Source organism: Halodesulfovibrio sp. (assembly GCF_015482765.1).
Lineage (GTDB): Bacteria > Desulfobacterota > Desulfovibrionia > Desulfovibrionales > Desulfovibrionaceae > Halodesulfovibrio.
In genome coordinates this window covers 86,012-98,768 of sequence record NZ_JADMLB010000061.1, presented here as the reverse complement: position 1 = coordinate 98,768, position 12,757 = coordinate 86,012, and the positions used below count along the sequence as shown (strand labels likewise).

Below are 12,757 nucleotides of genomic sequence, written 5' to 3'. Positions count from 1 at the left end.
ATGTAGAGTTACAGTGTTTACCCGCACAAATATAAGTCTCAACCTATCAACATATTTCACTACATAATTATATGTATAGTCACGACACCACTCCCATCATACCAAAGGCACACAAGAGAATTATCTTTTTTCTATAAACCAATTTCATTCTCTTCTTTACAAAGAAGAGAACATATGTGATTCGAATGTGTGGCGGTACGCCAAAAAGTTCACCACATCTAACCAACAGATTTTTTCAATGCTCAATGCCATCCGCGCTCGTCGCATTCTCACTATGGAAGGCCATAACACTTCCCCCCGAACCGATTCGGGGTATTACTCTTTTCCAGATGTCATTGAAGACGGCGTTATCGTCCACAATAGTTCAACTATTGTGGACGTTCTTTCGTTCAGCGACTTTTCACAAAAATACACCATCGAAGTAACAGATCTCGGCGACGTTACCCTCACCCCTGCACTCATCAACTGCCACAACCATTTAGAGCTTGCTCACTTGAAGGGCAAAGCAACATTTGGTCAGGGTTTTGAAAGTTGGATTGAATCCGCCCTGCCTTTTATGGCAACACCGGTAGACTCAGACAGTCTTGCAAAAGCAGTTGATGAAATGGTGCTCAGTGGAACTGCTCACATTGCCGATGTAAACGGACGTGCTCCTCTGGAAGTCTATGAAGCCGTTACAGCCCGACACCTCAGTTGCCACATCCAGCTTGAAGTGTTTGGTTATTCTTTCCCAAAACGCAATGGTGACACCCTCTGTGCGAAAGACCTGTTTCCTTCTACTGCTGACAATTTGCCAGCTGAAGCTAAAAAACGATGGATGACCCTTTCCGGTCACGCTCTTTATTCTACCAGCCCTGATGCGTTGGTTATTGCAAAACAATGGTGCCGCTCTCATGAGCGGTATTTTTCTGTCCATCTGGCAGAACACCCCGGAGAAGAAGAGCTGTTAACCAAAGGAACAGGCCGTTTTAAAGAACAACTTTCCCGAAGAGTTCTACCGAAAGATTTTACACCGCCTAAAATGCGTGCTGTCCCCTATGCAAAACATCTGGGGCTGCTTGATGCTTCTACACTGGCAGTACACTGCGTGCACTGTACACGAGAAGATATTGCGATATTAAAAGAAAGCGGGACAACCGTATGTCTTTGTCCACGCTCAAACGAACTGATAGGGGTTGGTACTGCTCCAGTTCGCAATTTTCTAGAAGCCGGACTCCAACTGACCATCGGTACAGACAGTCTTGCTTCCAACCATGACCTTAACCTTTGGAATGAAGCGCGCTTCTTGCGCGACAATTTCGATATACCAACCGGTGCTTTATTGCGTATGCTTACAATAGCAGGTGCAAAAGCACTGGGAATTGAGAATGAGCTGGGAACCCTGTCAAAAGGCAAGCGGTTCCAGTATGCTATTTTGCCGGAAGACTTTTAGTCATCCAAATATAATGGGCGTTGCCCGCAAACCAGAGAAAATGAAATGCCACAAGAAAAACACTTCATCTGGCCGCACAAAGACCTTTTGGACGTTAGTCAGCTGTCACTCGAAGAAGTCTCTCATCTTCTCGATACAGCCGAGCAATTTCACGAAATCAACCAGCGCCCTGTAAAGAAGGTTCCAACCCTTAAGGGTAAAAGCGTTGTGCTATTTTTTGCTGAGCCTAGTACGCGGACAAAAACCTCATTTGACGTTGCAGGCAAGCGTTTGTCTGCCGATACATTCTCGCTTTCCAGCAGTAGTTCTAGTCTGACAAAAGGTGAAAGCCTAAAAGATACAGCTCTGACTCTGGAAGCGATGAATCCGGATGTAATTGTACTGCGTCATAAAGCAAACGGCGCATCACAGTTTATCGCAGAACGTCTGGACTGCGCTGTTGTCAACGCGGGTGACGGATGTCACGCCCACCCGACACAGGCGCTTTTGGATAACTTCACTCTTCGCAGAGCATGGAATAACGAGTATGCAGGAAAAACTATTCTGATTCTCGGCGATGTAAAACACAGCCGTGTAGCACGTTCAAATATCAACCTTTTGACCCGTCAGGGAGTTAAGGTTCGTTTATGTGCACCGCGTACATTATTACCGCACACCGTAAATTCATGGCCTGTTGAAGTATTTCATGACTTGAACAAAGCTGTTGAAGGTGTTGATGCTGTAATGTGCCTGCGCTTACAACTGGAACGCCAACAGTCAGGTCTGCTTCCGGATCTCAGCGAATACGCCCGCACCTACTGCCTCACCGCAAAACACATGGAAATGGCAGTTGAAGGCGCAAAAATCCTTCATCCGGGTCCAATGAACCGAGGGTTGGAAATTGCATCTGACCTTGCGGACTGCAAAGACAGCCGCGTCCTTAATCAGGTTTCAGCAGGTGTAGCCACACGCATGGCCATCCTGTACCTCCACGCAACCCGTAAAGACAAAGGAGCATAGCCATGATGAATTTGTTTATCTCCAATGGTCTGCTTCGTGGAACCCCAGTAGATATTCTTGTTTCCGGCTCCACCATTACGTCCGTTACCCCTCATGGCGAAGTCACAGCACCGGAAGATGCAGAAGTTGTTGATGCAACAGGTCTCATCGTCTTCCCAAGCTTCTATGACTGCCACGTTCACCTTCGTGAACCGGGTTTTGAATACAAAGAAGATATTGAATCCGGCCTTGCTGCAGCAGCACACGGCGGATTCGGCGGTGTTATGGCTATGGCTAACACCAACCCCACAAACGACTCTGCCTCCGTAACAGAAGCAATGCTTCAACGTGCGCAGCAAACATGGCCGAACGGTCCATACCTTTACCCAATCGGCGCCGCCACCATCGGTCTGAAGGGGAAAGAGCTTGCCCCGATGGGTGAACTTGCTGAAGCAGGTTGTGTAGCTATCTCCAACGATGGTGTTCCTGTAGGCGGTGCTGAAATGTTCCGCCATTGCATGGAATATGCTGCAACATATGGTCTTACAGTTATCGACCACTGCGAAGATCCTACACTTGCTAAAGACTGCCATATGAATGAAGGCACTGTCAGCGAGGCAATCGGTGTAAAAGGCCAGCCAGTCGTTGCAGAATCTATGCAGGTTGCACGTGATATTCTGCTCGCAGAATTCCTTAACCTGCCAGTACATCTGGCACACGTAAGCTGCAAACAATCTGTTGACCTTATCCGATGGGCAAAAGCCAGAGGCGTCAAAGTTACTGCAGAAACATGCCCGCACTACCTGTTACTTACAGATGAAATTCTGAACAACTACTCCACAGCAGCAAAGGTTAACCCGCCATTGCGCAGCGAAGAAGACCGCCTTGCCATGAAAGAAGCAGTAAAAGACGGCACTATTGATATCTTTGTTACCGACCACGCACCACATGCTGACCACGAAAAAGAGCACCCGATTGAAGGTGCCCCAAATGGAATCTCCGGACTGGACAGCGCTGTGGCGTTAACTTGGACACAGGTTGAAGACGGCACAATTTCCGAAGATGAGTTCATCAAACTGTGGGCAGAAAAGCCTGCTGAGATTTTCAAGCTGCCGCTGAATACCTTTGCTGAAGGTGACATTGCAGACTTCTTCCTCTTTGATCCTAAGGAAGAGTGGGCGTTGACTGAAGAAGCCATGCATTCAAAAGGCAAAAACACTCCTTTCCTGAACAACACATTAAAAGGTCGTGTCAAAGCCCACTGGCTTGGCGGTACACGTGTTGTCTAGAAACTAGCTGTTATCTTGGTATGCACGAACTATCTTTCTGCATACCAAGGAAGCACTGTCTTTCTAAAAACTGTTACCTATGAGAGTCGATCTGAATAACTATTCTGCCACTCTCATGAAATACTGATCCATAAAAAAGGGAATTGAAAACGTCTTACCACGTCTTCAATTCCCTTTTTGCGTTCTTAAAAACAAATGCTTTTCCCACCTCCCGCTTATGCGCTAATGAGAAAGTAACATTTGCGTCTTTGATCTGCTTACAACATGAACTCTTTTACCCACATATCGTGGAGATTACAGAAGCTTGTAGCAAGGTATTTACCTTTCTTTTTCAATACTGCTTTGGAGATCGGATCATCTTTCCAAGTCAGCGTTTTTGAATGAACCACTTCACCATCTTCAGCAACAATTGTATGGCGAACAATGTAGTGCTCCTCACTCATTGGGTGCGGGGTAGTCACAACAACTTCCATATCATTTGTTTCTACCAACGGCACATGTGTTGCTTGTTTGCCTTCCCACATTCCTAACTGAGAATCGGTGTAGATAATGCCTTTATCCATTGTGAAATCCCAAGCAAATGCCGGAACAGCCTTTACAACTGAAGCACCGGCAAGCACAGCCGCACCAGCCAAAAATTGTCTACGAGTACTCATTCTATACCTTCCTGTCATATTTGCCGCCAAGAGAATCTTGGCATCAGGTTAAAAAAGGACAGTCCTGATATAAAATCAAACAACTCGCCAACAAGTTAAATGATATCTTAATGCCCAAAAAAAGCCGGACAACAAATGTTGTCCGGCCTGAATAGCAAAAAGGTAACACAGCAGTGTGCTGCATTAACATAAATTACATTTTGTAATCTTGTACAAAGGCAATCGCTTCTTCTACAGAATTAACTTTACCTTCGATCTGTGCTTTCAGAAGCTCATCACGCAGAATACCTACGTGAGGACCAGGCTTAAGACTGGTTGCTTCCATAATTTCGTTACCGTTAAGGAACGGCTCAACCATCTGTTCAGGAGTATCAGCACGCTCAAGCCACTTCATGTTGTGGTTGAATGCAGTAAACGCAATGTCACGGGCTTTAACATCTGCACGAGCCATTTCAATAAGGCGCGGGTATTCATCAAGAGCACGGAAACGGCGGATACCTTTATCTGTAAGCATGCTGTGGAAGAACTGATGATGCTTTACAAGGTGACACACAAGGTCAATATCCTGTGGCAGGAATGACAGGCGTCCCATGATTTTTCTAGTTACTTTAGCACCAACTCGGCAGAACTGGTTGAATGTCCATGTTTCATCGCTGAACTCAGCAGTGTAGAGCTTACCTACGTTGCAGCAAAGAACAGCAAAAGTACCGAACCAGTCAAACGGAAGTTCTTCTGGGTAGTGGCGCATGGTATCAAGAGTATGCTGGAATACATCCTGCTCTTCACCGGTCTCTTCATTTTTAATCTGAGTACAGCGGGAAAGTGCAGCAATTTCCGGAATAAGACCATGCAGAATCATGGAGTCGAACATAAGTTCAACAAAGCGCCACATGTTTTCTGCTTCAACCTTACGCCATTCTTCCATAATGCTATGGGAAGGAACGTAATCAAGAATACGGGAAGTACCTTTCACAATAGCAATCCAAGTATTCTGCTCGATTGGAAGATCGTAGTTTGCAGCAAAACGTAACGCACGAATACCCAACAGGTAGTTACGACGGAGTGTTTCATCAGGAATACCTGTGAACTTCACAACGCCGGAAGAAATGTCTTCGAAACCTTCGTACATTTCTGAACCCGGAACGTATGGGCAAGCATACTGGGTAGGAATACTACCGAATTTCTCTTCCATGCGTTTAAGCAGGTGCGGAGTAATACGGGCAATGCTTTCTTCTGGGTGAGACGCGTCTTCTACATCTGTAGGATAAAAACGGTAGGTAACATCTGCTTCTTTCAGTAGAGCAATAACTCCGCGTTCAGATCCTTCAGAAACATTAGGGAACATGCGCTGGATTTCATCGAACGGGGCTTCACATGCAATATCCAACTCAGTTTCGTTTGCACCTTCAAGAAGTTCGCGCTGAAGCTGAGCGTTAACAACATACGCATCAAAGCCGTTACGCATAATAGTCTTACAAATGCCAACGGCATCTTTAAAAGGCTGAGTCATTCATCCTCCAATTGCAGAACCGGTAATAAACCGGACCGCATAGTCTCAATATGATATGCTATCGTTAGAACATAGCGTTTTGATATTCTAATAAGTCAACTTGCATTGTGAAATATAACACATGCTCAATAGACACGCAAATAACCATTGGCACTCTTTAAGTGACAATATGTCTTCGATACTGGTAATTACGAATGACCTGTTTGTACAGTGAAGTGTTGCCACTTTTCGTCTTTTTTCTAATTCCCTTGCTGCACTCTTTGCAAAAAGCAAAATTTTACCGAGAAAGATGCAGTTTTGCTACTTTTTCAAAGGCATCCGTTAACATTGCAATGTGCCTTGTCTGCAAGTTCCAGCAGTGCCAGTAAAGTCTTACTGTCACAGAGTAGTCACCGACAATAGGTATCAACTGTTCGCTATTAAGCTCTTCCTCAATCTGCAAACTCGGGATCATTCCATAACCAAGACCTTTCTTGCACATGTCTACAAACATATGGGAGTCCGGCACATAGTGTGTTGGAAATTCGCCAGCACGAATGCCGTATCGGCTCAACATCTCGTTGTTCATTTCATCTGTGCGATCATATGTAAGGATAGGAGCTGCCCGTACAGCATCCGAAGTAAATCCTTCAGGAAACCATTTAGCAGCAAACTCCGGTGTCGCACAGCACACATAGATCATTTTCCCAAGGTATACAGTTTTACATCCCTGCATAGGTCCGGGTTGAGAGCTGACACACCCTACCACTTCCCCGTTTTTAAGCATATCATGTGTTTTGTCCTGATCGCCCAAACGAATATCTACAAGAATATTTGTAGTGGTCAAAAGCTCCTGCAACGTGTCTGGAATCCAAGTTGCCAAACTGTCAGCATTAATCCCCACTGGAACGGTAATATAGTCCTCAGCAGTTTTGCCTAACGTGTCCTCAAACAGATCCTGCTCCATCAGGTTCACCTGTTTATAATGTCCGAGCAGTTTCTGCCCCATGGCTGTCGGCTGCACTGGGGTTGAACGCACAATAAGCATTGCGCCGATCCTGTCCTCAAGCAACCGGATACGCTGAGAAACTGCCGACTGAGTGATATGCAGAACGGACGCCGCTTTTTCAAAACCACCATTTTCTACTACGGCGGCAAAGGCTTCGAGCTGTTTGTAATCGATCATGCCTCTATATTAGCAAAACTTATGCAACATCAAAACAATGAATTTCACTTCTAGAAAATTTTCTTCTACATAAGTGTTCGCAAACAAGTTCCAGATGTGATGGCGGGGTGTTGAGCGTATCCCGCCGTTACAGCGCTCACTGAACTTCCCATGTGTCTGCTGAAGGGACGCCTTCTGCATTGACCGAAAATAACAGATTATATTGCTTACAATGCAGTCAAGGATTGGGAAAAAACTATGCTCGCTCCATTTTTTCAAGGATTTGGTACTTGCGGTGGATTAATTATGGCAATCGGGGCGCAGAATGCTTTTCTGCTCTCGCAGAGTGTCCGGAAAAACCACCACCTTACTATCGCGCTCATGTGCATCATGGCCGACATGCTCCTCATCGGGCTCGGCGTTTTCAGTGTAGGACGAATTGTCGCCTCTTCACCTGAAATAAAAGTTTTTGCCACCTTTTTCGGGGCAGCGTTTTTACTCTGGTACGGCTTCTGTGCGTTCAGATCTGCATGTAAACCGGGAGTACTGACAACTTCATCTGATGCAACTCGTTCTTTGCGAAGTGTTGTTCTTACAACACTGGCAGTTACCTTTTTAAATCCGCATACCTATTTGGACACAGTCGTTCTTATGGGGTCACTAGGCGGACAATTCATAGGTAACGGTAAAATTTATTTCTGGATCGGTGGCGTTTGCGCCTCCGCAATCTGGTTCGGCGCACTCGCTTTCGGAGGTCAGGCTCTTGCACCTTTATTCCGCAAACCTTCTTCATGGCGAATCCTTGATGGCACAGTGTGCGCAGTCATGTGGCTCATAGCCGCAGGGCTGATTAAACAAGGTATAGCGCTTCTGTAATGCACCCTAAGGACGCTGGTAGCTTTCCCGTACCGGTATTAGACAATACACCGCGTATTCCCTGCGCTCCCAGAAAAAAATTTGTTTAATACACGTCCTATCCCATAATAAATGCCCCTTTTCCCGAAGGGGCATTTATAAAGCACCGCACATCCGTTTGAACTCGGAGAAAAAGAACTTCGTACCTTCCTTTTTCTCCAGGTCCAGACGGATGTTTTTTTCTACTCTGGAAAATGCAATTCCCCCTTTACTATGAAGCAGCCTTGCACCACATAGAGTAACAAGCTACTCTGCTAACTCTATCAGTCACACTTTTGTGACAATATATACGACAAATTCCGGTGCGCCTGCGACCCGTTATCATGTCTCACTCGGACAACCTTTATCAGATTCCGGCGCCTACTTATAGATAGTTTGACTCGAGGTTTCACTATGAAAAAAGATTTCTTCAATGTACTCAGCGTACAAGAGTTCATCGAACAGCTACACGCATTTTCTCCTCTTCCCTCTCATACTGTTCCTTTTGAAACATCGGCTGGGTGCATGCTTGCCGAAGATATTATTGCTCCTGAAGATCTCCCTCTTGCCAGTCGTTCATGTATGGATGGATATGCCATTAATGCTTCCAGCGTATTCGGAGCATCAGAGGCAAACCCCGCCTACCTTGAATCTGTCGGCGATATTGATATTGAAAAACCAGCAAGCTTTACTCTGCAGAGCGGAGAGTGTGCCGGTATAGTCACTGGCGGAATCCTCCCTGAAGGTTCAGACGCTGTTGTGATGGTTGAGCACACAGAATCTTTGGGTGCAGGCACTGTAGAAATCCGTAAGTCTCTTGCTCCGTTCGAAAATGTCATGCTGAAAGGTGAAGACGCCACTACAGGCAATCCTGTACTCACAGCCGGAACAAGAATCCGTCCACAGGAAATCGGTATACTTGCAGCCCTCGGCATTCTGGAAGTTCCTGTAAACAATGCACCGCGTGTAGGAATTATTTCTACAGGTGACGAACTTATTCCAGTTTCTGAAAAACCGGTCGTGGGTCAGGTGCGCGATGTTAACAGCTACACATTGGCAGCATGTGCAAGACAAGCAGGTGCCGCCGCAACGACCTATGGACTGGTTGAAGATAATCTTGAGTCGCTCAAGAATGCTTTAGAAAACGCCCTCAAAGATAATGACGTAGTATTTCTCTCCGGTGGAAGTTCCGTTGGCGTGCGAGATCTTACCGTAGGAGCTATTGAACAAATTGAAGGCGCAGAGCTTATCAACCACGGCGTTGCTATCAGTCCGGGGAAACCTCTCATTCTTGCCAAATGTGGAAACAAAGCTATCTGGGGTTTGCCGGGACAGGTTGCTTCTGCGCAGGTCGTTATGTTTGTCCTCGGTATGCCGTTCCTGCGATACCTCGGCGGCGACGTTCAGGCTTTTGACCAATCCCGCTGGGCGTCAAAACCTGCTGTACTCAGCCGCAACGTTGCCTCTAAACCGGGACGCGAAGATTATGTGCGGGTTTCAGTATCTGAAATAAATGGAAAAACAGTGGCAACACCTGTTCTCGGAAAATCCGGTCTGTTAAAAACAATGTTGCAGGCTGACGGAGTTGCCCGCATTGGCGCAGACAGTGAAGGCATCTACGAAGGCACAACTGTTGACGTACTGTTTTTTTAAATTATAGGAAGCGTCATGCGAATTTTATTCTTCGGTGACATTGTGGGCAAACCGGGCAGACTTGTACTGCGAAAACGCCTTCCTTCTCTAAGAGAAGAACATCAGGCAGACCTTGTTATTGCAAACGGGGAAAATGCCTCTGGCGGCATTGGTCTTTCAGGAGACACAATGCGCGAACTTTTTGGCGCGGGCATAGACATTCTCACTTCCGGCAATCATATCTGGAAGCACAAAGAAATGTACAACCTGCTGAACAACGAACCGCGAATTATCCGACCTGCGAACTATCCGCATGGAGCTCCGGGAAACGGACTGGTAATCCATGAACTGCCAGACGGCAGAAAAATTGCTGTCATGAACCTGCTTGGACGCACGTTTATGGATGACATCGACTGCCCGTTTTCTAAGGCAGACACACTGCTGGCGACTATCCCAAAAGATGTTACGGTTCGAATCATTGATTTTCATGCTGAAGCAACCAGCGAAAAGAAGGCATTATCCTTCTATGTAGACGGAAAAGTTTCAGCAGTTATAGGCACGCACACCCACGTACAAACAGCAGATGCTATGATTCTGCAAAAAGGTACGGGCTATATTACTGATGCCGGAATGTGCGGTGTCGAAGAATCCTGCCTCGGTATGGATCCCAAAGTCATTATTGACCGATTTATGACCGGCCTGCCTCAGCGCTTTAAAATTGCAAAAGGCACTGCTCATATCAACGGACTCTTCATGGACGTGAATGAAGAAACCGGTCTGTGTGATGATATCCGCTTAATTCGGGAATAGCCTCACTTTTTGACAAAATCGTACAATTTGACAATTCACCAATTCTTTGTAACAGACACCAAGTTACAACATATTTTTTTGTAAAAGAGAGAATTATGGATATTCAAAAACAGCTCGAAATCATTCAGCGCGGCTGTGCTGAGCTTATTGATGCCGATGAGCTTAAGAAAAAGCTCGAAAAAGGCAAACCGCTGCGCGTAAAAATGGGTTTCGACCCTACTGCTCCGGATCTGCACCTTGGTCATAGTGTTGCAATCCACAAGCTGCGTCATTTTCAGGAACTCGGTCACACTGTCATATTCCTTATCGGTGACTTCACCGGTATGATCGGTGACCCTTCCGGTCGTTCCGACACCCGTCCTCCACTTACCCGTGAAGACGTTCTCGCTAACGCGGAAACATATAAAGAACAGGTATTCAAGATCCTCGATCCTGAAAAAACCGAAGTTCGCTTCAACTCTGAGTGGTTCGACAAATTCGGTGCGGCAGACTTCATCCGTCTTGCATCCCGCTATACAGTAGCACGTATGCTTGAACGTAACGATTTTGAGCAGCGCTATAAGGGGAACACCCCTATTGCTATCCATGAATTCTTGTATCCACTCGTTCAGGGTTACGACTCCGTAGCACTTGAAGCAGACATTGAACTTGGCGGCACTGACCAGAAGTTCAACCTGCTGATGGGTCGTACACTTCAGGGACAGGAAGGTCAGGACCCGCAATGCATCATGACCATGCCTATCCTCGAAGGTCTTGACGGCGTACGCAAAATGTCCAAGTCCTACGGCAACTACGTGGGTATCGACGAAGCTCCTGCCGATATGTTCGGCAAACTTATGTCCATCTCCGACGAACTCATGTGGCGCTACTACGAACTTATTTCTCTCAAGTCTCTTGAAGAAATTGCTGACCTCAAAGCTAAAGTGGAATCCGGTGAACTTCACCCGAAAACCGCTAAAGAAGAGTTGGCAGAAGATATCGTAAAACAGTACCACGGTGCAGAAGAAGCTGCTAAAGCTCGCACTGGATTTAACTCTGTTTTCGCAAAAGGCCAGCTTCCGGACGATATGCCGGAACACACTTGTGAATCCGGTGACGCTTCTATGCCTCCTGTATTCCTTACAGATGCAAAGCTCACAAAATCCCGCGGCGAAGCACGTCGTCTCATGAAGCAGGGGGCTCTCTCTATTGATGGAGAAAAATGCACTGCTGAAGACGCACTCGCAGCCGGTGAATACGTCATTAAGCTTGGTAAAAAACGTTTCCTCAAATTATTTGTGAAGTAACGACCAGCTACCATTGATATATAAAGCCTCGCAGAATTTTCTGCGGGGCTTTTTTTGTTTTCAGCCATATTATGTATTGTAAAACACAAAAAATGAGCCTAGGGGTGAACTATATTTTTTCTTATAAAACAGCATATTATGTTGCAAAAATTCAACACGGGGTTCCAACAAGGAGACACCAATGTTTGTAGGGGAAATAGCAGCACTCGGCACAGCGTGCCTTTGGGGGCTTTCTACTTACATGCATACAAATGCTGCAAAACTCATCGGGGCATGGCCACTCACTTTATGCCGCACCCCCCTTGTACTGTTCTACAACATTTGCATTGCGCTTATTATCGGAACGGAATGGGTATTCCCGAGCCAGTCAGTCGGCTGGATTCTGCTTTCAGGCGTTCTCGGACTCGGGGTAGCCGACACCTTGTTCTATGAAGGCTGCACTCGTATCGGCGCTCGCACAGGTTCGATTCTGTGGCAAATGACACCATGTGTCACGGCAGTCATTGCATTCTTTGCATTAGGAGAGTCACTCACTCTTATTAACATTGCCGGAATGCTAATCATCATCGGTTCAGTAATATCTATCACCCTAAAGGAAGATGAACAGAGCGACACCGAGGTAGACCCCAAAGAATGGCGATATGGCTTCAAACTCGTTCTCGTATCCGTTCTTGCACTAGGCTTATCTCACGTATGTATCCGAAAAGGACTTTCATACGGACTTGATCCGTTAATGGGCAGTATTCTCCGAATCGCAGCAGCAGCAAGTTGTGCATGGATAGCTGCCGGCGTTCTTGGCTACCACCACAAGATAATGGAACGAAAAGCAAACATGGCCAAAGCCATGAAAATTGTGTTCGTCGCAAGTTTTGTGGGAACAACATTGGGTAACTGGGTTGCCCTCTTCTCCATGAAATATGCAAAAGCAGGCATTGCAGCATCACTTATCAGTCTTACCCCACTCGCTATTATTATGATCACAGCAGTGCATGAAAAGAAAACCCCGTCATGGCGTGTCATTGCCAGTGTTTTAACAGCCTGCGGTGGCTCTGCCCTTCTCTTCATCTAACAGGAAAATTTCACAACAAAAAAAGGCTTATCGTTTGATAAGCCTTTTTTTATTTAT

The 12,757-nt window shown here is 46.2% G+C and carries 11 protein-coding genes; 8 read left to right on the top strand and 3 right to left on the bottom strand.

Going from position 1 to position 12,757, the window contains the following annotated elements; translation table 11 throughout:
* Nucleotides 1-238: 238 nt before the first annotated feature.
* Genes QZY95_RS11015 through QZY95_RS11005 form a run of 3 tightly spaced genes read left to right on the top strand, consistent with a single transcriptional unit; the run spans nt 239 to nt 3,699 of the window.
* Nucleotides 239-1,432 (top strand): amidohydrolase family protein, encoded by a 1,194-nt coding sequence (locus QZY95_RS11015; protein WP_290923392.1) that lies wholly within the window; start codon nt 239-241, stop codon nt 1,430-1,432.
* Nucleotides 1,433-1,477: 45 nt separating this feature from the next.
* On the top strand, nt 1,478-2,431 hold the full coding sequence (locus QZY95_RS11010; RefSeq protein WP_290923391.1) for an aspartate carbamoyltransferase catalytic subunit: 954 nt from the start codon (nt 1,478-1,480) through the stop codon (nt 2,429-2,431).
* A gap of 2 nt (nt 2,432-2,433) precedes the next feature.
* Nucleotides 2,434-3,699 carry a dihydroorotase gene (locus QZY95_RS11005; protein WP_290923390.1) on the top strand — a complete coding sequence of 422 codons (1,266 nt, stop codon included), beginning with the start codon at nt 2,434-2,436 and terminating at the stop codon, nt 3,697-3,699.
* A gap of 257 nt (nt 3,700-3,956) precedes the next feature.
* Here the strand turns inward: QZY95_RS11005 and QZY95_RS11000 are convergent, their stop codons facing one another.
* The 3 genes from QZY95_RS11000 to QZY95_RS10990 all read right to left on the bottom strand — a co-directional run bounded on the left by QZY95_RS11000 (nt 3,957) and on the right by QZY95_RS10990 (nt 7,030).
* A complete protein-coding gene (locus QZY95_RS11000) occupies nt 3,957-4,355 on the bottom strand; it encodes a desulfoferrodoxin family protein (RefSeq protein ID WP_290923388.1) in 399 nt (132 codons plus the stop codon).
* Nucleotides 4,356-4,548: 193 nt separating this feature from the next.
* Nucleotides 4,549-5,865, bottom strand: a complete 1,317-nt coding sequence (locus tag QZY95_RS10995; RefSeq protein WP_290923386.1) for an HD family phosphohydrolase — start codon at nt 5,863-5,865, stop codon at nt 4,549-4,551.
* A 277-nt stretch (nt 5,866-6,142) separates the two neighbouring features.
* A complete protein-coding gene (locus QZY95_RS10990) occupies nt 6,143-7,030 on the bottom strand; it encodes a LysR family transcriptional regulator ArgP (protein ID WP_290923384.1) in 888 nt (295 codons plus the stop codon).
* A 237-nt stretch (nt 7,031-7,267) separates the two neighbouring features.
* On the opposite strand from QZY95_RS10990, the gene QZY95_RS10985 reads away from it, so the two are divergent.
* The 5 genes from QZY95_RS10985 to QZY95_RS10965 all read left to right on the top strand — a co-directional run bounded on the left by QZY95_RS10985 (nt 7,268) and on the right by QZY95_RS10965 (nt 12,700).
* The gene (locus QZY95_RS10985) at nt 7,268-7,885 is read left to right on the top strand and encodes a LysE/ArgO family amino acid transporter (protein WP_290923382.1); all 618 of its coding nucleotides are present in this window, start codon (nt 7,268-7,270) and stop codon (nt 7,883-7,885) included.
* Between the two features lie 432 nt (nt 7,886-8,317).
* Entirely contained in the window at nt 8,318-9,556 is a 1,239-nt protein-coding gene (gene glp / locus QZY95_RS10980; RefSeq protein ID WP_290923380.1) for a gephyrin-like molybdotransferase Glp, read from the top strand.
* Between the two features lie 15 nt (nt 9,557-9,571).
* The gene (locus QZY95_RS10975) at nt 9,572-10,345 is read left to right on the top strand and encodes a TIGR00282 family metallophosphoesterase (RefSeq protein WP_290923378.1); all 774 of its coding nucleotides are present in this window, start codon (nt 9,572-9,574) and stop codon (nt 10,343-10,345) included.
* 92 nt (nt 10,346-10,437) lie between these two features.
* Nucleotides 10,438-11,631 (top strand): tyrosine--tRNA ligase, encoded by a 1,194-nt coding sequence (gene tyrS / locus QZY95_RS10970; protein ID WP_290923501.1) that lies wholly within the window; start codon nt 10,438-10,440, stop codon nt 11,629-11,631.
* Nucleotides 11,632-11,812: 181 nt separating this feature from the next.
* Nucleotides 11,813-12,700 (top strand): DMT family transporter, encoded by an 888-nt coding sequence (locus tag QZY95_RS10965; RefSeq protein ID WP_290923376.1) that lies wholly within the window; start codon nt 11,813-11,815, stop codon nt 12,698-12,700.
* The last annotated feature ends 57 nt before the right edge of the window (nt 12,701-12,757 follow it).